This window comes from Blautia sp. KLE_1732_HM_1032 (assembly GCF_025147905.1).
In the GTDB taxonomy this organism is placed as follows: domain Bacteria; phylum Bacillota; class Clostridia; order Lachnospirales; family Lachnospiraceae; genus Blautia_A; species Blautia_A fusiformis.
In genome coordinates, this window is record NZ_CP102266.1 from 984,593 (window position 1) to 1,010,968 (window position 26,376).

24 protein-coding genes are annotated in these 26,376 nt (G+C 45.6%); 18 read left to right on the forward strand and 6 right to left on the reverse strand.

Annotated features, from left to right (window positions below; all coding sequences use genetic code 11):
- Positions 1–203: 203 nt before the first annotated feature.
- The gene (locus tag NQ489_RS04785; protein ID WP_021652169.1) at positions 204–1,121 is read left to right on the forward strand and encodes an AraC family transcriptional regulator; all 918 of its coding nucleotides are present in this window, start codon (positions 204–206) and stop codon (positions 1,119–1,121) included.
- A 215-nt stretch (positions 1,122–1,336) separates the two neighbouring features.
- Positions 1,337–3,604: a glycogen/starch/alpha-glucan family phosphorylase gene (glgP, locus tag NQ489_RS04790; protein WP_021652170.1), complete on the forward strand. Its 2,268-nt coding sequence runs from the start codon at positions 1,337–1,339 to the stop codon at positions 3,602–3,604.
- 205 nt (positions 3,605–3,809) lie between these two features.
- Here glgP and nudC read toward each other — a convergent pair whose 3' ends face one another.
- On the reverse strand, positions 3,810–4,646 hold the full coding sequence (nudC, locus tag NQ489_RS04795) for an NAD(+) diphosphatase (protein WP_021652171.1): 837 nt from the start codon (positions 4,644–4,646) through the stop codon (positions 3,810–3,812).
- Between the two features lie 227 nt (positions 4,647–4,873).
- On the opposite strand from nudC, the gene NQ489_RS04800 reads away from it, so the two are divergent.
- The 4 genes from NQ489_RS04800 (at position 4,874) to NQ489_RS04815 (ending at position 8,515) form a co-directional block, all read left to right on the forward strand.
- Positions 4,874–5,599 carry a TraX family protein gene (locus tag NQ489_RS04800; protein ID WP_021652173.1) on the forward strand — a complete coding sequence of 242 codons (726 nt, stop codon included), beginning with the start codon at positions 4,874–4,876 and terminating at the stop codon, positions 5,597–5,599.
- A gap of 234 nt (positions 5,600–5,833) precedes the next feature.
- Complete coding sequence (locus tag NQ489_RS04805) at positions 5,834–7,072, forward strand: ammonium transporter (protein WP_044961908.1); 1,239 nt, start codon at positions 5,834–5,836, stop codon at positions 7,070–7,072.
- A gap of 54 nt (positions 7,073–7,126) precedes the next feature.
- On the forward strand, positions 7,127–7,486 hold the full coding sequence (locus tag NQ489_RS04810; RefSeq protein WP_015527276.1) for a P-II family nitrogen regulator: 360 nt from the start codon (positions 7,127–7,129) through the stop codon (positions 7,484–7,486).
- Positions 7,487–7,735: 249 nt separating this feature from the next.
- Complete coding sequence (locus NQ489_RS04815; RefSeq protein WP_021652176.1) at positions 7,736–8,515, forward strand: GTP pyrophosphokinase; 780 nt, start codon at positions 7,736–7,738, stop codon at positions 8,513–8,515.
- Between the two features lie 146 nt (positions 8,516–8,661).
- On the opposite strand, the gene sdaAA is transcribed toward NQ489_RS04815, so the two are convergent.
- The 3 genes from sdaAA to NQ489_RS04830 are packed head-to-tail and all read right to left on the reverse strand — an operon-like array spanning position 8,662 to position 11,446.
- Positions 8,662–9,531, reverse strand: coding sequence for an L-serine ammonia-lyase, iron-sulfur-dependent, subunit alpha (gene sdaAA / locus NQ489_RS04820; protein ID WP_021652177.1), 870 nt, complete (start codon positions 9,529–9,531; stop codon positions 8,662–8,664).
- A 20-nt stretch (positions 9,532–9,551) separates the two neighbouring features.
- On the reverse strand, positions 9,552–10,220 hold the full coding sequence (sdaAB, locus tag NQ489_RS04825) for an L-serine ammonia-lyase, iron-sulfur-dependent subunit beta (RefSeq protein ID WP_015527273.1): 669 nt from the start codon (positions 10,218–10,220) through the stop codon (positions 9,552–9,554).
- Positions 10,221–10,225: 5 nt separating this feature from the next.
- Positions 10,226–11,446, reverse strand: a complete 1,221-nt coding sequence (locus NQ489_RS04830) for a dicarboxylate/amino acid:cation symporter (protein ID WP_021652178.1) — start codon at positions 11,444–11,446, stop codon at positions 10,226–10,228.
- A 155-nt stretch (positions 11,447–11,601) separates the two neighbouring features.
- Between NQ489_RS04830 and NQ489_RS04835 the strand changes: the two genes are divergently transcribed.
- The 3 genes from NQ489_RS04835 to NQ489_RS04845 all read left to right on the forward strand — a co-directional run bounded on the left by NQ489_RS04835 (position 11,602) and on the right by NQ489_RS04845 (position 14,232).
- Positions 11,602–12,474: a LysR family transcriptional regulator gene (locus NQ489_RS04835; RefSeq protein ID WP_044961890.1), complete on the forward strand. Its 873-nt coding sequence runs from the start codon at positions 11,602–11,604 to the stop codon at positions 12,472–12,474.
- A gap of 66 nt (positions 12,475–12,540) precedes the next feature.
- The gene (locus NQ489_RS04840; RefSeq protein WP_044961893.1) at positions 12,541–13,008 is read left to right on the forward strand and encodes a DUF2284 domain-containing protein; all 468 of its coding nucleotides are present in this window, start codon (positions 12,541–12,543) and stop codon (positions 13,006–13,008) included.
- A gap of 99 nt (positions 13,009–13,107) precedes the next feature.
- Positions 13,108–14,232: a DUF362 domain-containing protein gene (locus tag NQ489_RS04845; RefSeq protein WP_021652181.1), complete on the forward strand. Its 1,125-nt coding sequence runs from the start codon at positions 13,108–13,110 to the stop codon at positions 14,230–14,232.
- A 158-nt stretch (positions 14,233–14,390) separates the two neighbouring features.
- Here the strand turns inward: NQ489_RS04845 and pdxT are convergent, their stop codons facing one another.
- Positions 14,391–14,966 (reverse strand): pyridoxal 5'-phosphate synthase glutaminase subunit PdxT, encoded by a 576-nt coding sequence (gene pdxT / locus NQ489_RS04850; protein ID WP_021652182.1) that lies wholly within the window; start codon positions 14,964–14,966, stop codon positions 14,391–14,393.
- The gene (gene pdxS / locus NQ489_RS04855; RefSeq protein WP_044961895.1) at positions 14,966–15,847 is read right to left on the reverse strand and encodes a pyridoxal 5'-phosphate synthase lyase subunit PdxS; all 882 of its coding nucleotides are present in this window, start codon (positions 15,845–15,847) and stop codon (positions 14,966–14,968) included. Before pdxS ends, pdxT begins: the two co-directional genes overlap by 1 nt.
- 576 nt (positions 15,848–16,423) lie before the next feature.
- Between pdxS and NQ489_RS04860 the strand changes: the two genes are divergently transcribed.
- The 9 genes from NQ489_RS04860 (at position 16,424) to NQ489_RS04900 (ending at position 26,365) form a co-directional block, all read left to right on the forward strand.
- Positions 16,424–17,695, forward strand: a complete 1,272-nt coding sequence (locus NQ489_RS04860; protein WP_044961897.1) for an MFS transporter — start codon at positions 16,424–16,426, stop codon at positions 17,693–17,695.
- Between the two features lie 168 nt (positions 17,696–17,863).
- Positions 17,864–19,138, forward strand: coding sequence for a PucR family transcriptional regulator (locus NQ489_RS04865; protein ID WP_021652185.1), 1,275 nt, complete (start codon positions 17,864–17,866; stop codon positions 19,136–19,138).
- A gap of 228 nt (positions 19,139–19,366) precedes the next feature.
- Complete coding sequence (locus NQ489_RS04870; RefSeq protein ID WP_044961899.1) at positions 19,367–20,239, forward strand: transporter substrate-binding domain-containing protein; 873 nt, start codon at positions 19,367–19,369, stop codon at positions 20,237–20,239.
- An 18-nt stretch (positions 20,240–20,257) separates the two neighbouring features.
- Positions 20,258–21,022 (forward strand): amino acid ABC transporter permease, encoded by a 765-nt coding sequence (locus tag NQ489_RS04875; protein ID WP_021652187.1) that lies wholly within the window; start codon positions 20,258–20,260, stop codon positions 21,020–21,022.
- Positions 21,023–21,032: 10 nt separating this feature from the next.
- Positions 21,033–21,776, forward strand: coding sequence for an amino acid ABC transporter ATP-binding protein (locus NQ489_RS04880; protein WP_276530704.1), 744 nt, complete (start codon positions 21,033–21,035; stop codon positions 21,774–21,776).
- 13 nt (positions 21,777–21,789) lie between these two features.
- Positions 21,790–22,470, forward strand: coding sequence for a cytidylate kinase-like family protein (locus tag NQ489_RS04885; RefSeq protein WP_021652189.1), 681 nt, complete (start codon positions 21,790–21,792; stop codon positions 22,468–22,470).
- Positions 22,467–23,684, forward strand: a complete 1,218-nt coding sequence (locus NQ489_RS04890) for an aspartate aminotransferase family protein (RefSeq protein ID WP_021652190.1) — start codon at positions 22,467–22,469, stop codon at positions 23,682–23,684. The genes NQ489_RS04885 and NQ489_RS04890 overlap by 4 nt, the downstream gene beginning before the upstream one ends.
- A gap of 18 nt (positions 23,685–23,702) precedes the next feature.
- Positions 23,703–24,851 (forward strand): iron-containing alcohol dehydrogenase, encoded by a 1,149-nt coding sequence (locus tag NQ489_RS04895; RefSeq protein WP_021652191.1) that lies wholly within the window; start codon positions 23,703–23,705, stop codon positions 24,849–24,851.
- A 143-nt stretch (positions 24,852–24,994) separates the two neighbouring features.
- The gene (locus NQ489_RS04900) at positions 24,995–26,365 is read left to right on the forward strand and encodes a PhoH family protein (RefSeq protein WP_021652192.1); all 1,371 of its coding nucleotides are present in this window, start codon (positions 24,995–24,997) and stop codon (positions 26,363–26,365) included.
- The last annotated feature ends 11 nt before the right edge of the window (positions 26,366–26,376 follow it).

Genomic DNA, 26,376 nt, shown 5'->3' on the forward strand with positions numbered 1-26,376 from the left:
CCGTTTATGGAAGTGCATCGCGAAGCGTGCTGCTGAGAACAGAGTAACCGTAACGTCATAAAAAAGAAAACAGGAAAATATAATATTGTCATGGTTGTAAATATCCTTTACACTAAGGGAGTCAAACAGAATCATCATGCAAGGATTGTATATCCAGCGTAAGGCAAGTGTTCGCAGGATAGATATTGATCACGGAGGAAATCATGCCAGAAACAGACACATCCGCAAAAAATCCTCTTCACGTATCCGAAGTGGATGATAATTTAAAAGAATTAAGCCCTCACGGTTCCTTTGAGCTGCCGGTGGAAACCTATATGGCGAACTGTGAGATCTTTCATGCACTGTATGACCACTGGCACAGTGAGATGGAGATCATGTATATTGAAAAAGGCAGTGGCTTTGCCAGACTGAACCGGGAGAGCATCCGCCTGAAAAAGGGGGATCTCCTGATCGTGAACTGCGGAGTTCTCCATAGTATGCGCACGGATCTTAAGAAGCCTCTTTATTATAAGAGTGTGGTTTTCAGCCTGGGCTTCCTTGCAGGTCAGCCGGGAGATATCTGCCAGGAATGTGTGGTATCACCATTAATAGAAAACAAGGCAGAATTCTGCCATCATATAGAAGAAGGAGATTCCGGATATGAGAAGCTACGGGAAATTTTTCTGGAGATCCATGACTGTCATTCGGAGAAGAAGCCATATTTCTATGTGAAGCTGAAAATGCTGTTCTTTGATTTCTTTTATGAGATGCTGACGAAGCATTATATTATCCCGGTAAGCACAGAGCAGAACAAGAGCCTTGCGGCAGTAAAGGAAGTGCTGGATCATATCAGCCTTCACTACCAGGAGAATCTTACCGTTTCAGAGCTTTCCGGACTTTCCAATTACAGTGAGTATTATTTTATGAAGCTTTTCCGCCAGTATACGGGAAAAACCCTGGTGGAATACATCAATGACTTCCGTATGGAGAAGGCGAAGTATCTTCTTACGCATTCCGATGCACCTGTGACGGAGATCGCCATGCAGGTGGGATTTAACAGTACAAGTTATTTTATAAAGAAATTTCAGCAGTCCAATAAGGTTTCACCGCATAAGTACAGGAAGAGTATGAGACAGATCTGAGAAATCTCCCGAAGCAACCGCATATGTATCGGTTATGTTTTTATGCAGAGCTACAGTAAAAAGTGAAAAACAGTCTGACAAATATCTTGCATATCATGACAGGATTGTTATATTTTTGAAAAGAAATGCGTGATATCCTAATATCATCAAAAACAAAGCAAACAACCTTGTAAAAACATATTTCATCCCATCAAGATCCATGAAAGGAGATCAAAATGGAAACATTAAGCAAAGTATTTGAAGACAAATATAACAAAAATGTAAAAGATTGTACAAACGAGGAAATCTATCACGGACTTCTCTCCTGGACAAAGGAGCAGCTGAAGGGCCGCGGCTACCAGGAAGGAAAAAAGAAAATTTATTATATTTCCGCAGAGTTCCTTATCGGTAAGCTTCTTTCCAACAACCTGATCAATCTGGGCGTTTATGATGAAGTTGCGAAATATCTTAAAGAAAACGGAAAAGAGCTTTCCATGATCGAGGAGATCGAGCCGGAGCCATCTCTTGGAAACGGCGGACTTGGCCGTCTGGCAGCATGTTTCCTGGATTCCATTGCAACTCTGGGACTTCCGGGAGAAGGAATCGGACTTAATTATCACCTCGGACTTTTCAAACAGGAGTTTAAGGATCATCTTCAGTTTGAGACACCGAATCCTTGGATCCAGCCGGAGAGCTGGCTTACAGATGCAGGCGTTTCCTATTATGTCCCATTTAAGGGCTTTATGCTGAAATCCACACTGTATGATATTGATGTTGCAGGCTATGAGAACAAAGCAATCAAGCTTCGCCTTTTTGATATTGATATTGCAGACGAGAGCATTGTGGGCGAGGGAATCTCCTTTGATAAGAAGGATCTGCTCCACAATCTGACACTGTTCCTTTATCCGGATGACAGCGATGATGCAGGAAGAAAGCTTCGTATCTATCAGCAGTACTTCATGGTAAGCAATGCGGCACAGCTGATCCTGGATGAGGCAACAGCAAAAGGCTGCAATCTTCATGACCTTGCCGATTACGCAGTGATCCAGATCAACGATACACATCCGAGTATGGTAATTCCGGAGCTTATCCGTCTCCTTACAGAGCGTGGAATCGAGTTCGAGGAGGCATGCGAGATCGTATCTCATGTATGCGCTTATACCAACCATACCATTCTTGCAGAGGCACTTGAGAAATGGCCGATCTCCTATCTTGAGGAGGTTGTTCCGGATCTGATGCCGATCATCCGCAAGCTGGACGAGCGTATCAAAGCAAAATATCCGCAGGAAAATCTTGCCATCATCGACAAGAACGACCTGGTACACATGGCACATATGGACATCCACTACGGATTTTCCATCAACGGTGTTGCATCCCTTCATACCGATATCCTGAAGGAGACAGAGCTTCATCAGTTTTATGAGATCTATCCGGAGAAATTCAATAACAAGACAAACGGAATTACCTTCCGCAGATGGCTCCTTCACTGCAACCATCCGCTGACAGAGTACATCACATCCATGATCGGTGACGGCTTCCGCAAGGATTCCTTTGAGCTTGACAAGATGCTTGGCTTCAAGGGAAATCAGGACGTTCTTGCAAATATCCTTAAGATCAAGCAGGATGCAAAGAAGAGATGTGCGGAGTTTATCAAAGCCAACACAGGTGAAGAGATCAATACACACAGTGTTTATGATATCCAGATCAAACGTCTTCATGAGTACAAACGTCAGCAGCTGAATGCACTTTACATCATTGACCGTTACCTGAAGATCAAGGCAGGCGAGAAGCCGCAGCGCCCGGTAACCTTTATCTTCGGTGCAAAGGCAGCTCCTGCATACGTTATCGCAAAGGATATTATCCACCTGCTTCTCTGCTTACAGGAGCTTATCAACAATGATCCGGAGGTTTCCCCGTACATGAAAGTTGTTATGGTGGAAAACTACAACGTAAGTGCAGCAGAGAAGCTGATCCCTGCCTGCGATATCTCCGAGCAGATCTCTCTTGCTTCCAAGGAGGCCAGCGGAACAGGAAACATGAAGTTCATGCTCAACGGTGCTGTAACACTGGGAACCATGGATGGTGCAAATGTGGAGATCAGCCAGCTGGTAGGCAAGGATAATATCTATATCTTCGGAGAGTCCAGTGAGCAGGTTATCGAACACTATGAAAAGGCTGACTACTGCTCCAGAGATTTTTATGAGAAAGACGAGCGCATCCGTCGTGCAGTAGACTTTATCGTAGGAAACGAGCTTCTTTCTATTGGAAGTGAGGAGCATTTAAGAAGACTGCATCATGAGATCGTAAGCAAAGACTGGTTCATGACTCTTCTTGACTTCGAGGATTATGCGAAGGTGAAAGATCAGGCACTGTCCGATTATGAGGACAGAACCGCATGGGCAGAGAAAATGCTTGTAAATATCGGAAAAGCAGGATACTTCTCATCAGACAGAACCATCGAAGAGTACAACAGAGATATCTGGCATCTGACACCGGAGAAATAAAACGGTTTTAGGCAGATTGCTCCGGCTCGGAAGAAAAATAGAAAAATAGAAAATAAAAACGCCGGCATTCATTGGAATATGTACTGGGGCTGAGATGTCAGAGATGATCTGGCAGCCTGGACAGGACATGGTACAGATGAATGACCGGTGTTTTTTTGTGAAATTGGTTGCGAAAAATTGTTTACGGAATCAGGCAAGCGATATTTCAGGCTTTTCCATGCTTAAATGCCATCATCATCTCCTTGGTAAGGCTGATATTATCGCCCTCATCCGGGATGTCTTCCCGGTTGAACCAGGAGGCCATGGAGAGTTCGTTGTGGTCTACAGTGAGGGTGTCGTCGCCATCCAGATCACAGTAGAAGCCAAACAGAAGTGTTCCGGAGAAGGACCATGGCTGGCTCTTGTAGTAGCGGAGATTTTTGACCTTTACGCCGATCTCTTCCATAACTTCACGGTGGACAGTCTCCTCGATGGTCTCACCAATCTCGGCAAAACCTGCGATCATGGCGTAGCGGGTGTGATTTCGACCCTCATATTTGGAGAGGATCAGCTTGTCGCCGTTGGTAACGCCTACGATCACAGCCGGAGAAAGCACCGGATATTCACCGTTTCCACAGGCAGGGCAGATCATCTTGCGCTCATGTTTATCATGTACCATCGGTTTTCCGCAGCAGCCGCAGAAACGGCGCTTGCTGTACCACTGAAAGAGCTGATATCCGGTGATTCCTGCGAAAGCCAGATACTGTGGCTCCGCTGTGCGGAGAACTCTTGTGATCTCAAACTGATAACCAGGAAGGAGACTGGTGTCAAGATCCGGGATCAGATAAAAATGCTCTTCGTCAATGGAGAAGAGATAGATATAATTCTCATATAGGTTTTCAACTTTTCCTTCCAGCTCTCCAAAGCTTGGAAGAGTCATAGTCTCGCCATCTTTTTTCATAAGGATCTTTCCTTCTTCATAGGCGAGGATGTGGCTTTCTTTATCCGGGGCCACAGGTTTGTACTCATTGTGATAGGTATGTGGTGCGATATCCTGGATCATGATCGATAATTCCTTTCCGAATTTATTGTTTTACAGTGTTTGCTGAGAAGTTTTGCCATATAAAATACAGCACGCTTTCTACAGTATAAGCTTACCTTAAGAAAAAGGCAACTCCAGCAATAACAAAAAAAGTTGTATGAGTCAGAAAATCAGTGTAAGATAAATGTATTATATTGTGCAGAAGATGTGAAAGATCTGAAAATTTTTCTGCACAGAAGGAGAAGATCATGCCAACAACAGAAAAGCCGGGACTGACCCGGGATGCCATTAAATATCTGGCAATTTTTACCATGCTTCTGAATCATATCGCCAACGTGCTTCTGCCGGAAAACACGATCCTGTGGGAAGTGTTTATAGACATTGGCTACTTCACAGCCATTACCATGTGCTATTTTCTTGTGGAAGGCTTTTACTATACACATTCCAGGAGAAAATACGGTGAAAGGCTTCTGATCTTTGCCGGAATCTCCCAGGTTCCCTATATGATAGCCTTTGGGAATTCACAGCTGAATATGATCTTTACTCTGTTTATCTGCTTTATGATCCTGGTTGTTCAGGAAAAGATGATGGCAAGTAAATGGAGAATTCCACTTCTGATCCTGCTCCTTTTACTATCCGTTTGTTCGGACTGGGCGATCCTGGCACCGGTTTTTACCATCTGGTTCCATGAGAGCTGGGGGAACAGGAAGAGGCTGATAACAGCGTTCGGAGTCGGTGCTGCCCTTTTTGTGCTGTTTAACTACAGCTCCTACGTGGAAAAAATGGCAGCCGGACCGGCAATGATCCATGCTCTGTTTTCGGCAGCAGGGATCGTGGCATCAGGAAGCATCATCCTGTGCTTCTATAATGGCAAAAAATCCGAAAAAGCACCGAAGTTTTCCAAGTGGTTTTTCTATATCTTTTATCCGGCACATCTGCTGATTCTGAGCATAGTCCGTGTTATAGTACAGTAAGAGATAAAATAAAATCTCTCCAATATTTATAACCGGATAGATTGCCGAAAATAAATTTCATATCCACATAAAACATAGTAATTCTGTAAGAAAACAGAAAAATAGCGAAAAAACTCTTGAAAACCCACAAATTATCTGCTATGCTAACTGACATGACAAAGGCGTCTGGAAATTGAGTTTCCAGGCGCTTTTTGCGTTGCAGAATAATTGAGGGAATTGAGGAGGAAATGAATGATGAATGCAGGAGATACCGGCTTTATGCTGATCTGTACAGCCTTTGTGTTCTTTATGACACCTGGGCTTGCGTTTTTCTACGGAGGACTGGTCCGCAGGAAAAATGTGGTAAATACCATGATGGCCTGTGGGGCGATCATGGGACTGTCCGTAGTTATGTGGACATTGTTTGGATATTCGCTGGCATTTGGAGGAAATCATGGCGGGATCATCGGAGATTTTCGCTGGTTTGCGCTGAATGGCGTAGGCTGGGAGCCGGGACCTTATGCGGATACGATCCCGCATCTGGTATTTGTGGCGTTCCAGATGATGTTTGCCATGATCACACCGGCATTGATCACCGGTGCCGTGGTTGGAAGAATGCGTTTTAAGGCGCTGTTTTTCTTTATTGCGATCTGGTCTTTGATCGTGTATTATCCAATGGCACATATGGTCTGGGGAGACGGTGGATTTCTGGCAGCCATTGGCTCTGTGGACTTTGCAGGAGGAAATGTGGTACATATCAGTTCCGGTGTCAGTGCACTGGTTCTTGCCATTTATCTTGGACAGAGACGAGGCTATGCAAAAGCAACCTATCGCACACACAATATCCCATTTGTATTTCTCGGAGCAGCTATGCTGTGGTTCGGATGGTTCGGCTTTAATGCAGGAAGTGCGCTGAAGGCAGACGGCCTTGCGGCACATGCCTTTATGACCAGCAGCATTTCTTCTGCCTGCGCACTGCTGACCTGGATGCTGATCGAGGTGATCCGCGAGGGAAAACCGACACTGGTTGGTGCATCCACAGGTCTTGTTATCGGACTGGTAGCCATTACACCGGGAGCTGGTTTCGTACCGGTATGGGCATCCTTTATCATTGGGATCCTGGTAAGCCCGATCTGTTACTTTACTGTGATCCTTCTGAAACAGAAGCTGAAGATCGATGATGCCCTGGATGCTTTTGGCTGCCATGGCATCGGTGGTATCTGGGGTGGAATCGCAACAGGTCTCTTCGGAAAAACTTCTGTTAATTCTGTTGCAAAATGGGACGGCCTTGTGTTTGGAGATCACCGTCTGTTCCTTGCGCAGGTATTGAGTATTGTGATCACCATTGTGATTGCTATTGTGGGAACGCTGATCTGTATCGGGATCGTGCGGATCTTTACACCGCTTCGTGTAGATCCGAAGGAAGAGATGGTCGGTCTGGATGCATCCCAGCATGGAGAGAATGCATATCCGTCATTTAATGGATTTGACTGATCATGAAAAAATGATTTTTTATGGCAATGATCGTGTGAAAATGGAGGAAATCGTATGCTTATAAAAATAGAAGCAATCGTAAGAGAAGAAAAAATGGAAGATGTCAAAGCAGCGTTAAATGAGATCCAGGTTAACGGTTTTACAGTAACCCAGATCATGGGCTGCGGAACACAGCGAGGCTACACGGAATATGTCCGTGGCTCCAAGATCGACGTATTTCTGAAACCGAAGATCAAATTTGAGATCGTAGTATCATCCGAGGACTGGGAGATCAAAGTTATTGATGCTGTGCAGAAAGCCGCGTTTACCGGTGATCCCGGTGACGGCAAGATCTTCAGCTATGAGATCCGTAACGCTGTTCGTATCCGTACAGGTGAGACCGGATACGATGCGCTGCAGTCGGAATTTCTGTAAATTGTTTTAGTCAAGCGGATATTCGTGATCTGCTTCGCTACTTGTCTGATTCGGTTAAAATAAAATTATGTATGAAAAAATCCTTCGGGAAGTCACGGGTATATCAGAAGATAGGATCCTGAGACTTTTCGGAGGATTTTTTACCATAGATTTAACAATAGCCTTACGTTGATTTGATGAAAAATATCATGTGTCGGGTATAATATATATGATGAACAAGAAAAATAATAAATATAATATAAGACAAGCATGACAAAAAAGAAATCAAAGAAAAAAATAAGGAAAAAACAGAAATCCTTTAAAACGGGATTGGCACAGGTCAAAGAAGAGAAGGAAAAGGAAAATCCGGATCAGGAAGCGGAGAAAAGCAGAAAGCCGGATCCGTTGGAACCGGAGCATCAGAAGCTGGCAAAAGAAAAAACTGCAGCGATCGACAGTTATATCAAAGATGCGGATTATCGCCTCCGTTGTAAGGCTGCCATCGATATCCTTATGGCGAAGCTTAAGATGATCAATGCAGAGCTTTCCGGGCAGAAAAAGCGTACTGTGATCAGTCAGACTACCAGTCGGATCAAAAGTGCGGAAAGTATTTATGCGAAGCTTCTGAAAAAGGGGTTGGAACCGGATTTTGACACAGCCAGGAAAAACCTGAAGGATCTCATTGGAATCCGCGTGGTCTGTCCTTTTGAGGATGAGCTTTACCAGGTGGCAGAATTTCTGGAAATGCAGAGAGATATCGAAATCATCCGGATCAAGGACTATATCAGAAATCCAAAGAAAAACGGTTACAAAAGTCTTCATCTTATTGTAAAGGTTCCGATCTATTCTGCGGACGGTGAACAGAAGGAGCTGGTGGAAATACAGCTTCGGACCATTGCAATGGATTACTGGTCTGTGTTAGAATACGAATTGTATTATAAAAAAAGAGATAATGCGGAAATTGAATCAGAATTAAAAAAATATGCAGAAGAAATTGCAAATCTGGACTACAGAATGCTGAAATTGAGAAATAAGATCGAGAAGATCTGATACATAAAAAACAGCAGAGCTGTAAAATGTCCGCATGCCCAAAAGAAAACGGAGAATTCCTGGAAAAAGAAGTTCGGGAATCCTCCGTTTTGTTGTTTGAGTTGTTTCAGTTGAAGCTCTGTTTATTATGTGTTATACCCTGTTCATTAACTGCAAAGATGACACTTCTCACAGGCAGACGGTGTGGCCGCACAGCCGCCGAGAGCAGTTTCACGAAGCTCTGCAGGGAGCTTTTTGCCTACGGTATACATGGTATCGATCATCTCATCCAGAGGGATGAACTGGGTGATACCGGCCAGTGACATTTCCGCTGCGATAAGGGCATTGGAAACACCGGCTGCATTACGGTTCTGGCAGGGATATTCCACCAGGCCGCCTACCGGGTCACACACAAGACCGAGCATATTCATAAGAACGGTGGAAGCCGCATAAGTACACTGAAGAGGTGTACCGCCAAGAAGTTCCACAGCAGCGGAAGCAGCCATTGCGGAAGCGATTCCGACCTCAGCCTGACATCCGCCGACAGCACCTGCAACTGTTGCATTACGCATGGCAAGATAGCCGATGGCGCCTGCATTAAATAGTGCCTGGCGGATCTTTTTATCGGAAAAGCCGTAGACCTCCTGAAGAGCAAGCATCATTCCGGGAACGATCCCGGCACTGCCGGCAGTAGGAGAGGCAACGATAAGTCCCATGGAAGCGTTGGTCTCAAGGGTTGCCATAGCGTAGGTGATACCCTTTCCGAGAACATCTCCGCACAGGCTTTTTCCCAGGTCATGAAATTCGCAGAGTCTTCGGGCTTCACCGCCGATCAGTCCGCCCATAGATATCACCGGATCTTTGATGGGGGAAAAAGCAGCGTCCTTCATGATCTCCAGAACACGGTCCATGCGCTGGTCCACGATTTCAGCAGTGGTTTCACCGAGAAGGATCTCACGCTGGCGCATTACTTCGGAAATCGGAAGCTTTTTTTCCTGGCAGAGAGCAAGGAGTTCCTTGGCATTTTTGAAATCCATAAAACACATCCTCCTTTTCCCTACATCTGAACAACCATGACATCATGGATGTTGGTGTTCCGGTGAATGCTTTCTACGATATCTTCCGGGAGATGACCGTCGGATTCCACGATGGTATAGGCCGTGGTTCCTTTGGATTCACGGAAGAGACGCATGAAGGCAATGTTAATGTTACGTTCACTTAAGCATCTGGTGATGTAGGCCACAACACCAGGAGTATCCTGATGGATCACGATGATGGCACTGTATTCGCCGGTGAAATCCACCTTTACGTGGTTGATCTCCACAATACGGACCTTGCCGCCGCCCAGCGATTCCCCCCGGACTGTCATTTCCTGTCCCTGTTCATTGACCATATGGATATCTACCGTGTTGGGGTGTACATCCGTTTCCGCTTCATTTGGAGTAAAGGAAAAGTCGATCCCCTGTTCCCTGGCAATGTCAAAAGAATTCCGTATACGCATGTCATCTGTGGAAAAGCCCATGATCCCGCCAAGGAGGGCACGGTCTGTACCGTGTCCCTTGTATGTTCTGGCGAAGGAACCGTAAAGGATGAATTCTACTTTTTTCAGGGGCGGCGTGATCATCTTCTGGGCAAGGAAAGCAATACGCGCAGCCCCTGCGGTATGAGAACTGGAAGGGCCGATCATGTTGGGACCCATAACGTCAAATACACTGATAAAAGACATTTTGCTTAATTCTCCTGTGGTGTTTTTGCGATAAATTTCTTATAAATAGTGTCAACGATCACGCCGATGGCGTTGTCACCGGATACATTGCAGGCAGTTCCGAAGGAATCCTGGGTAATGTAAAGGGCAACCATGATAGCACAGATGGCACCGTCCGGATCACCGGCTTCCGCTCCGAATACCATGTAAAGGAATGGAAGGGCAGTCATGATGGAACCGCCGGGAGCACCGGGAGATGCAACCATGGCAACACCGAGAGTCATGATGAACGGAACGATGATCCCGAGACTGATGGGCAGCTGGTTCATAAGGCAGACTGCAGTAGCACAGGCTGTGATGGTGATCATGGAACCGGCCATGTGGATGTTTGCACAGAGCGGTACTACGAAGTTGCGGATCTGCTCACATACGCCATCCTTCTTTGCACATTCCAGGTTGACCGGGATGGTAGCTGCGGAAGACTGGGTTCCCAGAGCAGTTGTGTATCCCGGAATCTGATTTTTGATCAGAGTGAAAGGATTCTTTTTGCTGACAGTACCTGCAATCACGAACTGGATCGTAATGCAGATCAGGTGCATGATGATAACAACAAGGAATACCTTCCAGAGGATGCTTAAGATGGCAAAGGTTTTTCCGGAAATAGTCATATCTGTGAAGGTTCCGCAGATGTAAAGCGGAAGCAGCGGGATGATAATGGTATGAAGGACTTTGTCAATGATCTTGGAAAAGTCGCTCATTCCGTTATAAAGGCTGTTTCCCATTTCTTTTCCACGCATGGAAGAGAGGCACAGTCCCATGACAAAGGCAAGGGCAACAGCAGAAAGAGTATCCATGACCGGTTCCAGTGTGATAGAGAAAAACGGTGTCAGAGATGCGTCTGCGGTAGCTGCGATCTGGTCCAGTGCACCTTCACTCATAAAGTGCGGGAACAGGCTGGATGATACCAGATAGGATGCGGAACCTGCGATCAGAGTGGAGCCATAAGCCAGAGCCACTGTGATCAGGAGAAGCTTTCCGGCACCCTGTGAAAGATCCGCAATACCCATGGTCACATAGGCAAGGATCATCAGCGGGATGACGAATTTCAGAAAGGTACTGAAAAATCCGGAAAGGGTTACAACAAAGCGACAGAAGCCTTCCGGAAGGAATTGGCCGAACAGGATACCTACGATGATGGCAATGATCAGCTTTGGCACAAGTCCGATCTTGATTTTTTTCTTTTCCATTTGGATTCTTTCCTCCTAAGTATGAATTTATTCATTTTGCACAAAAATACGATTGACGTCCTCGTGATTGTATTGTAACATTGACATAAAAATAAGGCAAATTCACAGATTTCATCATCACGATGAAAAAATTTCATAGTAAAAGGGAGAAAATCATGGAAATCCGTCAGTTGGAGACGTTTGTACATGTAGCACAGCTTCAGAGCTTTTCAAGGGCAGCAGAGGTTCTGGGATACACCCAGTCAGCGATCACTGTCCAGATCCGTCTTCTGGAAAATGAGCTGGAAACAAGACTTTTTGACAGAACAGGAAAGCGTGTGGTGCTTACTCCGTCCGGAAAAGAGTTTATGGAGCATGCAAGCAGGATCTTATATGATGTAAATAAAGCAAAAAAGTCAATGAATGATGATGCAGAACTGAAAAATCCATTGCATATCGGGACGATCGAATCCCTGTGTACTGCCAAGCTCCCTTCGGTCCTGAGTAAATTCCGCCAGCTTCACCCGAAGGTCAGCCTGCAGGTGACTATTGATACACCGGAACAGCTGATACGGATGATGGAGCATAACGGGCTTGATCTTATTTACATACTGGACACTCCAAGGTGGGACCAGAACTGGATCAAAGTAATGGAGAAAGCTGAACCTGTGGTATTTGTGGCCTCCGCAGATTCGGAATTTGCCGGAAAGACGCTGAAGATGGGGGATATCCTGGAAGAGCCTTTTTTTCTCACGGAAAAGAATGCCAATTACCGGCAGGCCCTGGATCAGCAGCTGGCGCTTAAGAAGCAGGCTCTGTCACCGGTGCTGGAGATCAGTGATACCGCCTTTATCATCCGCATGCTGGAAAAGAATCACGGACTTTCCTTCCTTCCCTATCTGGCTGTGGAGCGAGATATCCGGAAAGGAAGAATTGCCCTTTTACATGTGGAGGATGTGGAGATATCCATGTACCGGCAGATTTTTTACCATAAGAATAAGTTTAAGACGAGAGAGATGGAGGAGTTTATCCGCCTGGCAGCAGAGTGAAAGTCTGTGCTTGTAAATACAAATAAAATGTGGCACTATAAAAGAAAAAACACAGGAGAGAGAAAAATGGATTTTATTGAAGAAGCAAAGAAGCTTGGCTTTTCCGATGCTGCGGTCATGAAAACCGATAAGCTGGTGTTTGTGCCGGAATACCGTGTTTTCTGTGAAGAAAATGCCTGTGGCAATTATGATAAAAATCCTGCATGTCCACCGGAAAGCGGAACCGTAGAAGAAATGAAGGAACGTGCCCTGGGCTATGAGAACACACTGGTGCTCCAGACGACACAGGACAGACTCATGGATTACAGAAAAGCCAAGCTTGCACATAATAAGCTGACAGAGCAGTTCGCAGAGAAGATGAAAGAGTGCGGAAAAACAGATCTTCTGATCATGAGCGCCGGGCCGTACAAGCATAATTCCTGTATGTCTGCCTACTGTGTAGATGCGCAGAAGATGGCAGATGCTGTGGGAATGCAGTGCTGGACCAATGATGGAAAGTTCCGGTATTTTTCGCAGATCCTTTTTCGAGAGTAGCGTAGCGCATTTTTTATATATTTTTTGTGTAAAAACTGGACATATTGTCAGGAAAAGGGTAAATTTATTTTGAAATGATCAAACAGGAGGGAAACCAGAATGGAGAAATCAACAGTTTATTTCACTGATTTTCGATGTCCGGTGGGAACCAGCCAGCTGGACAAACTGAAAAAACTCTGCGTTGCCGCAGGAATCAAAGATATCGATATGGATGGAAAATTCGTAGCCATCAAGATGCATTTCGGAGAGCTTGGAAATATGGCATTCCTTCGTCCGAACTATGCAAAGGTAGTCGCAGATCTCTGTAAGGAGCAGGGCGGAATGCCGTTCCTGACAGATTGTAATACTCTTTATCCGGGAAGCAGAAAGAATGCACTGGAGCATCTGGACTGTGCAAATCTTAACGGATTTAACACGATCACAACCGGATGTCAGATCATCATCGGTGACGGAGTTCGAGGAACCGATGAAGTAGAAGTTCCGGTAGTAAACGGAGAATACTGCAAAACTGCCCTGATCGGACATGCTATCATGGATGCAGATATTTTTATCAGTCTCAGCCATTTCAAGGGACATGAGGCAACCGGCTTTGGCGGCGCCCTGAAGAATATCGGTATGGGCTGCGGAAGCCGTGCCGGAAAAATGCAGCAGCATGCCAGCGGAAAGCCGGCCATCCATGAAGATGTCTGTCGTGGCTGCCGCCGCTGTGCGAAAGAGTGCGGAAGTGATGCGATCACATATGTAAACAAGAAAGCAGTTATCGATTACGATAAATGCAAAGGCTGTGGCCGCTGTATCGGCGCCTGCAGCTATGATGCCGTATACAATCCGAATAGCAGTGCAAACGAGCTTCTTGACCGCAAGATGGCAGAGTATGCACAGGCTGTCTGTCACGGACGTCCTCATTTCCATATTGCACTGGTACAGGATATCAGCCCTAACTGTGACTGCCATGGTGAAAATGATGCGCCGATCCTTCCGGATATCGGAATGTTCGCAAGCTTTGACCCGGTTGCACTGGATCAGGCCTGTGCAGATGCCTGTCTGAAGGCAACACCGATCGCCAACAGCCAGCTTGGAGAGCATCTGGCAGAGCCGGGATGGCACTGTCATCATGACCACTTTAAGGATTCCAATCCGAATATTGAGTGGAAGGCAACTCTGGATCAGGCAGAAAAGATCGGTCTGGGAACCAGGGAGTATGAGCTGAAGACAATCAAATAAGCTGAGAAATAAAGCTCAGAAAATATCAGAAAATCCGGGAACACAGTTCATATTACTCTGTGTTCCCGGATTTTTACATCTTTTTACAGGTGTGCCTGGTGGCATTCGTTTTCAGAAAACAATTTCATGTGATGAAAAGAGGCTGTTATCCCGGAGTTTCAGCTGCAGGAATCCCGGACGATCTCCAGAAATCTTTCATGGATCCGGGTGTCTTCATCCAGTTCCGGGTGAAAAGCAAAGGCCAGCTGATCATTGTACTGTACGCCAACGATCCGGTCTTCGACAGAAGCCAGAACCCTTGTACCATCGTGGACGTCAGACACATAAGGCGCACGGATAAAGGTCATGGGAACTTTGCCCACAGATTTAACCGTTTCTTCCGTATGAAAGCTTCCAAGCTGTCTTCCGTAGGCATTTCTGCGCACACACATGGGAATGGTGCCAAAATGACAGCTGTCCTGTCCTTCGATCTCAGAAGCCAGAAGGATCAGTCCGGCACAGGTAGCCAGAACGGGCATTCCGTTTTCGATTCTTTTTTTCAGGGGCTCAAACATATCAAGCTCTTTTAATAGCTTGCTCTGAACAGTGCTTTCCCCGCCCGGAAGGATCAGAGCGTCGAAGGGCTTTTTAAGATCACCTGCCTGGCGCAGCTCGATATGAGAAACGCTGAGGCGGTCAAGAACCTTTTCGTGCTCTGCAAAAGCACCCTGTAAAGCCAGTACCGCAATTGTCATTATTTGCCTCTTTCTGCCATCAGTAAGGCGATTTCCTGTTCATTGATCCCGACCATAGCTTCGCCAAGATCTCTGGAAAGCTCTGCGATCAGTCTGGCATCGGTGTAGTTGGTAACTGCTTTTACGATGGAAGCAGCTCTTTTTGCCGGATTTCCGGATTTAAAGATACCGGAACCGACGAAGACACCTTCGGCGCCAAGCTGCATCATAAGAGCGGCATCTGCAGGAGTGGCAACGCCGCCGGCAGCAAAGTTTACAACCGGAAGTCTGCCGTTGTCATGTACATAGGATACCAGTTCATAAGGAACCTGGAGAGTTTTTGCAGCCTCAAAAAGTTCATCTTCACGCATACTGGTAAGCTTTGCGATCTCGCTGTTCATTTTTCGCATATGGCGGACTGCCTGAACGATATCACCGGTTCCGGGCTCACCCTTTGTACGGATCATGGAAGCACCTTCATTGATGCGGCGGAGTGCCTCTCCAAGATCTTTTGCACCGCATACAAAAGGAACTTTGAATTCTCTTTTATTAATATGATAAACATCATCAGCAGGAGAAAGAACTTCACTTTCATCAATATAGTCGATCTCAATGGCTTCCAGTACCTGTGCTTCCACAAAATGTCCGATACGGCATTTGGCCATAACAGGAATGGAAACTGCGTTCTGGATCCCTTCGATCATTTTCGGGTCACTCATTCGGGAAACACCGCCTGCTGCACGGATATCGGCAGGAATACGCTCCAGGGCCATAACCGCACAGGCACCGGCAGCCTCGGCAATTTTTGCCTGCTCAGGTGTTGTGACATCCATGATCACACCGCCCTTTAACATCTGTGCCAGTTCTTTGTTCAGTTTATATCTTTCATTTGTTGCAGACATGATCTTTTCCTCCGTAATCATTGATTTTGTGTTTGATTTCTGTTGGTTCCAGATTATAAAACTTACTTGTGTATTTAAAAATATCCAATATAGATAATTTTTTAAGGGACAGTTATGAGACTGTGAACAGATAAAGTGAAAAAGAGATAAAAAAACGGAAAAGCACGCCTGCTTAAAATGCGTGCTTTTTGCTGCGGGAAAAGGATCAAAATTTGAAATATATTAGATGAAATAAGGATTTCATACAAGAATTAACGCGTGCACATGCGTGCATAAAACAACGCCGTTGTGAATAATATACAAAGAAATAACCGTAAACTTTGGATAAAAATGAGAAAACAGAAAAAGCTGTAAATTTATATTGCATAATAAGACTGCGTGTGATAACATACACACAACATAATTAACACGCATTTGACACGCAAATAAAAGAAAATAGCACGCAAACAAAAGAATATCAAAGATAAGTGAAGCTAATGTGCAGGAAAACGTGCAGATCGTGTGTACAGAAACAGGCTGCATTCTGTGGGCAGAGAGTACAGAGCAGGCCGGAAATCTTTTTCAGAGGAGGAAATTATGACAGGAACACAGAAAAAACAGCGTCTGCTGACTATGATATTCGGAGCTTTCGCGATCTTTTTTACAGGATATCCCCATGTATGGTCTATTTACCAGCCTTATGTGATGGAGCAGGCAGGCTGGAGCCAGGGACAGGCATCCATGTGCTTTTATCTGGCACTGAGCACCTTTGTATTCGGAAATATCGTAGGCGGAAGGATGCAGAACCGCTTTAAGGAAAAGACGATTGTATGGATCGGAGGCGGGATCTTTGCAGCAGGAATCCTGGCATCCGCATTTCTGATCGTTCCCACACCGCTTCCTATGTATCTCTCCTATGGAGTGATGCAGGGATTTGGTCAGGGAATGATCTATACGGTGATCCTGGCAACAGTACAAAGATGGTTTCCGGACCGTACCGGATTTGCTTCCGGCGTTGTGGTAACTGCCAACGGACTTTGTGGATTTTTCCTGGCACCGCTGAGTCGAAAGCTGCTGGAAGCGGAAGGTGTGCAGAAAACCCTTCTGATCGTTGGCGTGGCCATCACGATTTCCTGGATCCTGTGCGGTATCTTTTTTCAGGCACCCGATAAGAGTCTGGTGAACGCAGGTGGCTCTGCGGAAAAGTCCGGGACACCGGAGATGAAGCAGTATACATCCGGAGAGATGATGAGAACAAAGAATTTTTATCTTCTTCTTGCGACCATGTTCTTTGGACTGATTTCTTATTTTATGGTTTCACCGGTATCCCAGACCTACCAGATCGACCTTGGAATCCCGTCTGCAGTGGCAGTCAGTGCCGTTATGCTTGGATCCATTGTCAATGCAGGAGCAAGACTGGTGCTTCCCACACTGGCAGATAAAGTGGGCAGGATTGTCTGCATCAAAGGAGTGCTGATCGTGGCAGTGATCGCTATGGGAGTTCTCGCTGTATCAAGATCCCTGGCAGTAACGGTTGCCGTTGTGCTGATGTACGGCTGCTATGGCGGCATCATGGGAAGCTTTCCATCTCTGACAAGCTCCATTTTCGGAATGAAACACACCGGAGAAAATTATGGATTTGTTATGTTCGGTATCGTATTCGCAACCTTTGGCGCACCGGCGATCTCCGGTCTGGTGAGCAGCAATGGTTATGAGATGAACGTGGTATTTGGGATCGGAGCTGTTTTTGCAGTGATCGCATTTGTATGCCTGACTTTGCTTGGACGAAATCTTGTGAAAGAGCATGCTGAAAAATCTGTCGGAGCAAAGAAGGGTACAGCACAGGTACGCAAACCACAGGCAGAATAAATCTGAATGTAACTGGATGCAGAGCTGTGCCGGCTGCCGGATCAAAAACAGCTGACTGAGAATCTGAAAACAGAAAAACCTGGAAGAAATAATGTGCCTGTGGCTGAGTTCTTCCAGGTTTTTTTATGAGTTGCCGGAATCAGATATTTCTGCTAGGATAACGGAAGGATGAGAAAATCAGATATTGTTTTGCCTGTTTATGGATGCGAGTGTGTGAAATACTGCAAAAATAAGGAGTTGATGCATATGATCACCTGTCAGGATATACTGGAACTGCAGCTGGACGGAGTGGAACTGATCGCCGGGGAAAAAGGTCTCACAAGACCTGTCACATGGACCTATATGGTGCAGACCCGGCCTTTTGAGGAGCATATGAACCAGGGGAATTTTGCCCTGTGTGTGGTGGACTATGTCCGGTTTGACCTGGAAGAAGCACAGAAAGCCATGGAAGAACTGTATGGGCTTGGAATTTCCGGCTTTGGGATCTCTATCACCGATGACAAGGAGCCCGTCCCGAAGGAGATGATCGACAAAGCAAATGAACTGAAGCTTCCGCTGTTTTACATCCGGTGGGAAGGAGCTTCTTTTGTGGATATTGCCCAGAGTGTGGGAAAGATCATCCTGGAATATGAAATGCAGAATAAACGGATGGGAGATTATCTTTACAATCTTTTGTTTGGCTATGATATTAATGATCGCTATATCGAAAAAATCTCCCAGCAGTTCGGGATCAACTTTACCACACCCTGCAGAGTCGGGATCATTGTGGCTGACCGGAAGTACGGCATCAATCTGGAACAGGATGAACATATCTATGAATATTATGCCAATTATCTGAACCAGGAAGTTATGGAAATGGAAGGAAAGCCCATGTTCCTCAGGTTTCTTAACAAGTTTGTTCTTCTTTTTGAGGCAAAAAAAGACAAAAGCATTGAACATGAGCTGGAGAAGGTTCTGCAGAAGATCGATGCCAGTCCGCAGTTTCACGGAACCATCCGAAGCACCTGTATCCTGGGCGGTATCTACACCAATCCGGCAGATTTCGGCACCAGCTATCAGGAGGCAAAGCGTCTGATCCCCAAAAAAGACATACTTCCAAATCCCAAGCACAAGAAAGTCTTAAGTGCAACAGCCATGGGAATCTATCAGTATCTGTTCAATAACGACAACCATGATGAGATCCTGAATTACTGCAATGAACGGCTGGGAAAGCTGGAGGAATATGATCATGCCAACGGAACGTTTCTTCTGGATACCCTGCTTGCCTATTACATGAACGGGTTCAGCGTCGGAAAAACGGCGAAGGAACTTTTTATCCACAGAAATTCCCTGCAGTACCGGATGAATAAGATCCAGGAGCTGATAGATTTTGAGCTGGATGACTATATGGAATATCTGGATATGATAAACTGTATCCTGATCAAACAGCTGATGTTTTCCTGAAGAGCAGGTTCATATATTTACAACACTGTGCAAAATGAATAGTTTGTTTGTGCAAAATAAAAGTTGACGAAAGGCTTCTTCTGAGTATAATGAAGTCTATCAAACAACGAAGGCGTTGAAGGAAATAAAAAATTTCTTTCAGCGCCCTTTTTGTTTACAGGCGAAAACGTTCAGGTCGACCAGTTAAATATGTTTTGTGCCAGCTATGTAGAAGAGGAGGAAACGAATATGAAAAAAAATCTTTTAGGCAAAATGGTGATCACAGGTATTATTTCCGCAGCAATGTTAGCATCTACAGCAGCTTCCACATGGGCAGCAGACAAATCCGATAAGGATGTGTTAAGGGTTGGTATGGAATGTGCATATGCACCGTTCAACTGGACCCAGGATACAGACACAACCCCGGACGGAAGCAAGGCAGAACCTATTTACGACAGTGATTATTACGCATATGGCTACGATGTGGCAGTAGCCCAGAAGCTTGCAGATCAGCTTGGAATGAAGCTGGAGATCCACAAGGTTGAGTGGTCCTCCATCGGAATCTCCATGGATGCCGGCGATTATGACTGTATCATCGCAGGTATGGGAAAAACGGCAGAAAGAGAAAAATCATATGCTTTTACAGAACCATATTATTACAGAGATAACTGTATCGTGGTAAAGGCAGGCGGCAAATATGACGATGTCAAAGGTCTTTCCGATCTTGCAGGAACAGGCTGTAAGGTTACCACACAGCTTGGAACCGGATGGGTACCGCTTCTGGATCAGATCGACGGTGCAGAGCAGTCCGGAAACTATGAGACAACATCAGAGTGCTTTATGGCAATCTCCAACGGAGTTGCAGATGTCTGCGTTGTAGATGTTCCTACAGCAGAATCAGCAGCACTGACAAACAAGGATCTGAAGATCATCAACCTGGATGAGAAGGATACCTTTAAAGATGATGATGAAATGGTCAATGTCTGCATCGCAACAAGAAAAGATGACACAGAGCTGAGAGATAAGCTGCAGGGTGCTATGGATGACATCGGCTGGAACGATAAAGAGAAAATGGATGAGCTGATGGATACTGTTCTGACACAGCAGCCGGCAGCGAACTAGTCCAAGTGAGGTGGAGATATGTTAGGCTTTTCAATCACAGATCCTTCCAATTCCCTGGAATGGATGATCTTTCTGGCAAAAAAATATTCCAGTATGTTTCTGGAAGGAACCTGGCTGACTCTCTATATAGCTGTAGCAGGAACCATTCTTGGTTTCCTGCTGGGCTATATCATCGGTATCATCCAGGATATCCGTATCAATGAAGGCGACAGCATTCTGAAAAAAGGAATTTTTAAAATCTTAAAGGCAATCTGCAGGATCTATGTGGAGGTTTTCCGAGATACGCCAATGATCGTTCAGGCAATGGTCCTGTATTATGGTATCCGTCAGGCAAATGTGAATATTACACCATTGTTTGCAGGTGTTATGGTAACGGTATTGAACACCGGAGCTTACATGGCAGAAACTGTCAGAGCCGGCATCGGTTCCATTGATATGGGACAGAGAGAAGGCGCCTGGGCCATGGGAATGTCACCTATGAAGACCATGATCTATGTAGTACTTCCACAGGCCTTCAAAAACATCATCCCTGAGATGGCAAATACATTTCTTACAAATCTGAAAATGACTTCCGTTCTGAATGTTATCGCAGTTCAGGAGCTGTTTATGGCAGCGAAAACTGTAGGCGGAAATTATTATAAATATTTTGAATCCTATCTTGTTATTGCAGTGATCTATTTTGTACTCTGCTTTGTATTCAACCGTCTGTTTACATTCCTTGAAAAGAAGGTGAAGAAAACAGAGAACTACGCACTGGCAGTGGAATATATGGAAAATCCGTAAGGAGGGAAAAATAATGGGTGATGCAATCATATCCGTTGAGGAATTAAGTAAAGCATTCGGGCAGCATGAGGTACTGCGAAAAATCGATTTCAACGTGGAGCCGGGTGAGATCATCTGTATCGTTGGTTCCTCCGGTTCCGGAAAATCCACTCTGCTTCGCTGTATCAACAAGCTGGAAACCCAGACCAGCGGAAAGATCCGCTATCATGGAAAAGAGATCGGAGCAGTCCAGAAGGAGATCAATGATTACCGGTCAAAGGTCGGCATGGTATTTCAGTCATTTAATCTCTTTAATAACATGACTGTTCTTCAGAACTGTATGCTCTGTACAAGAAAAGTCCTTCATCTGTCAAAGGAAGAAGCCTTTGACAGGGCGATCACACATCTGAAGCAGGTAGGAATGGCACCGTTTATCAATGCAAATCCAACACAGCTTTCCGGTGGACAGAAGCAGAGGGTTGCCATTGCAAGATCGCTCTGCATGAATCCGGAGGTCCTGCTTTTTGATGAACCTACATCAGCACTGGACCCGGAGATGGTAGGCGAGGTTTTAAATGTTATGAAGGAGCTGGCGACCACAGGCCTTACCATGATCATTGTGACTCATGAGATGGCATTTGCCAGAGATGTTTCCACTAGGACGATTTTTATGGATCAGGGTTACATTGTGGAGGATGCACCTCCGGCGGAGCTGTTTAAAAATCCTAAAAATGCCCGTACCAGAGAATTTTTGAGCCGTTATCTGGCAGGATAGGAAGGAGTATAAAATGGAAAATTTTATTGTAACCTTTGCCAGAGGTTTTGGAACCGGCGGAAAGGAAATCGCCTCCATGCTGGCAAAAGATCTTGGGATCCACTGTTATGAAAACCGTATCCTGACACTGGCAAGCCAGATGAGCGGACTGGATGAAAAGCTCTTCCTGGATATCAATGAGCGTATCCGGAATAACGGAGGATTTACAGGATTCCTTAAAGGGCTGCCCAGATCCAGGCAGTACATTGCAAGAAATGAGAAATTTGTTTCCGATGACCGGTTGTTTGAGTATCAGTCACAGATCATCAGAAACCTGGCAGATCAGGAATCCTGCGTGATTGTCGGAAAATGTGCGGATTATGTCTTAAAGGGCAGAAAAAATGTGGTAAGTATCTATATCGAAGCGCCGCGTGCCTTCTGTCTGGAGCGGACCATGCAGAGGATGAAGGTATCCTCAGATGTGGCAGCAGCCACCATTGAGAATACAGATAAGTACAGAGCGGACTATTATAAATATTATACAAAAGGTAATTACTGGACCAATCCCGTCAACTACGATATGACGCTGAACAGTGAAAAAGTCGGAATTGCAGGATGCGTAAAGATGATCGAAGAATATCTGGTGATGAAGGGTCTGATCACACGGGAACAGATCTTATCAGAACAGATCACAAAAGGGGAGGAAAAGAAATGAAGCTGGAAGAAACAGGACTGACATTTGAGGATATCAAGGAAAAAGTAAACAAATACATGATCGAGACCTATGAGAGAATGGATTTTCTGGCAGAAAGTGCAAAAGACCAGTATATCTACAATGAGAAGGGCGAAAAATATCTGGATTTTTATGCAGGTATCGCAGTAAACTCCGCAGGAAGCTGCAATGAGAAGGTAGTAAAAGCGGTTGTAGACCAGGCGCAGACACTGATGCATACCTTCAACTATCCGTACACCATTCCCCAGGCTCTTCTTGCTGAAAAGGTCTGCACAACCATCGGAATGGATAAGATCTTTTTCCAGAACTCCGGTACAGAGGCAAATGAGGCCATGATCAAAATGGCAAGAAAATACGGAATCGAAAAATATGGTCCGAACCGTTATCATATCGTAACTGCAAAAATGGGATTCCATGGAAGAACCTTTGGCGCCATGTCCGCCACCGGACAGCCGGGAAACGGATGCCAGGTTGGCTTTGGTCCCATGACCTACGGATTTTCCTATGCACCGTACAATGATCTTGAGGCTTTCAAAGATGCCTGCACGGAAAATACCATTGCCATTATGATAGAGCCTGTACAGGGCGAGGGCGGTGTCCATCCGGCAACCATGGAATTTATGAAGGGACTCCGGGAATTCTGTGATGAGAACGATATGCTCCTTCTTATTGATGAGGTTCAGACAGGCTGGTGCAGAACCGGTAAGGTGATGAGCTATATGCATTACGGGATCAAACCGGATATCGTGTCCATGGCAAAAGCACTTGGAGGCGGTATGCCGATCGGCGCGATCTGTGCTACAGAGGAAGTGGCAAAAGCTTTCACACCTGGTTCTCACGGAACAACCTTCGGCGGACATCCGGTTTCCTGTGCTGCAGCATTGGCCGAGGTTGGTGAACTTCTTGACAGAGATCTGGCTGGCAATGCGGCAAAAATGGGAGCTTATTTTATGGAAAAGCTTGCAAAGATCCCTCATGTAAAAGAGGTTCGTGGTCAGGGTCTTCTGGTAGGTGTGGAATTTGATGATACTATTTCCGGTGTGGATGTAAAGCATGGCTGTCTTGACAGACATCTCCTGATCACTGCCATCGGAGCACATACCATCCGTATGGTACCGCCGCTGATCATTACAGAGGAAGACTGTGATCAGGCGGCTGCCATCATTGAAGAGACGGTAAATGCACTTTCAGAATAAGCAGAGGAGACGAACAGCATGAAAAGATTTACATTTTCCGTACCGCAGAATATTCTTTTTGGTGAAGGTGTATTAAAGGAGTTTCCCGGGGCAGCCGGGAAGCTTGGCGGAAAACATGGCTTTATCATTTCCGGCCCCACACTGAACAGACTTGGCGTAGTGGGGCAGTGTGAAGAAATCCTTACACAGGCCGGCATTGCAGTCAGCACCTTCTGTGATACAGAAGGAAATCCATCGGTGGAGACTGTGGAACGTGCAGCTGAAGCATTCCTGACAAGCGGGGCGGATTTTATTGTTGCTCTTGGCGGCGGTTCCCCTATGGATGTGGCAAAAGCAGTAGGCGTTGTGGCGAAATACGGCGGCAGCATCACAGAATATGAAGGTGCGGACAAGGTTCCGGGGGAGATCATCCCACTGATCGCTATTCCCACAACTGCCGGAACCGGTTCAGAGGTTACGGCTTTTTCTGTTATTACCGATCACAAACGAAATTACAAGCTTACAGTATTTTCCTATAAGCTGATCCCGGCTTATGCACTTCTGGATCCGCTGCTTCTTACCTCCGCACCTGCTTCCGTGGCGGCTGCCTGCGGGATCGATGCGCTGATCCACGCAGAGGAATCCTACGTTTCTCTGGACGCATCTCCATTTTCCGAGGCAATGAGCGAAAAAGCGATGGAGCTGATCGGGCGGAGCATCCGCACCTACGTGGCAGACCGCAGCAATCTGGAAGCAGCTTCCGATATGCTGGCAGGCTCTCTGTTTGCCGGGATTGCTTTTTCCTGGGCAAGACTTGGAAATATCCATGCCATGAGCCATCCGGTCAGTGCTTTTTTCAATGTGCCTCACGGTGTTGCAAACGGAATCCTGTTTCCGTATATCGTGAAATATAACGAAGAGGCAGCCTTCGGAAAATATCAGAAGATTTATAATTATATTTCCACGGAAAAGAAATGTGAGTCTGAGTTTTCAAAAGGAATGCTGGAGCAGGCAGTCCGTGAGCTGAATACACAGGTTGGGATCCCGGCGAAATTATCGGATGCAGGGGTTACGGATGAGTATTTTGCACAGATGACAGAGGATGCCATGAAAAGCGGAAACATTGCGATAAATCCTCAGAAAACCGTTCGGGAGGATATCCTGGCACTGTATAAAGAGGCACTGTAGGAAGGTTCCGCTTCATCATGGAATAGAAGATTTTACGATAATTTTATACAAAAATCATAATAATGAGATAGTACCGAAAAAATAAGCATGCTACCATATTTTCTGAAAAAGGGACAGAAGTCAGAAAAGGAGCGCATGCATATATGATAAAAACCTATGTGATAGATACGAATGTACTGATCCAGGCTCCATATGCATTGGAGTGTTTTGAGGACAATAATCTGGTACTTCCGCTGGTGGTGCTGGAAGAACTGGATGGACTTAAAAAGGCAGAGGGCGAAAAAGGAATCAATGCAAGAGCCGCAGTCCGAAAGCTGGAATGGTACAGGCAGAAGGGTGATCTGTTACAGGGAGTAGCACTTTCCGGCGGTGGTATTCTGCGTATTGAAAAAAATTTTGTACACGTAGAGCTGCCGCCGGATCTTCCGGATGACAAACCGGATAACAGGATCCTGAAGGTATGCAGAGGTCTTGCGGAAACAGATGAGCAGGTTATTCTGGTGACAAAGGATATCGTACTTCGTCTGAAGGCACAGATCATGGGAATTCAGGCAGAGGATTTTGAGCGTGAGCAGATCTCAGATGATGATGCACAGTATACCGGTCGTACAGAAGTATACATTCCGGAAGATAAGGTCAAGGAGTTCAAGAAAAAAGGAATTTCTCTTGAAGAGGTTTATCAGAGTGACGAGGAAGGAAATCATACCATACCGGAATTTCATGAGAATGAATTTGTGATACTGAAGCCGGATCAGTCTACAAAAAAGACACTTCTTGGAAGAGTATCCTCAGGAAAGATAGTCCAGCTTGTTTACAAAAAAAGCAAGCCCTATGGAATATCACCGAGAAATGTCGGACAATATTTTATGCAGGAAGCCCTTATGACAGATGCAAAAGAAGCTCCCCTTGTTATCATCAAAGGAATGGCGGGAACCGCGAAAACATTTTATTCGCTTGCTGTTGGAATGGAAAAGGTATATAACAATCCGGCACAGGAATATCGCCGTGTGATCGTATGCAGACCCAACGCACAGTTTGACGATGATATAGGATTTCTGCCGGGCGATGAAAAGGAAAAAATAGCACCTTTGATGAGACCGGTGATCGATAATCTGGAACAGATCCTTGATTCGGATGAAAAGAAGAGATATGAAGATGAAGACGAGCTGAGTGATAAGATAGCGGAGATTTTTGAACGTGGAATCATTCAGACGGAAGCATTGAATTTCATCAGAGGAAGGTCTATTGCGAAGACATATCTGATCATTGATGAAGCTCAGAATATGACACCAAATCAGGTAAAGGGCATTATCACAAGAGCAGGCCAGGGAACGAAGATCATACTGCTGGGAGATCCGCAGCAGATCGACAGGCCCTTTCTGGATGAAAGGACAAATGGTTTAAGCTATGCGGCGAAACATATGGTGGATAGTCCTCTTTGCTGGCAGATCACATTGTCAGCTGAAGAATGCGAGAGATCATCGCTGGCAATGGACGCAATAAAGAGACTCTGACTATATGGCTA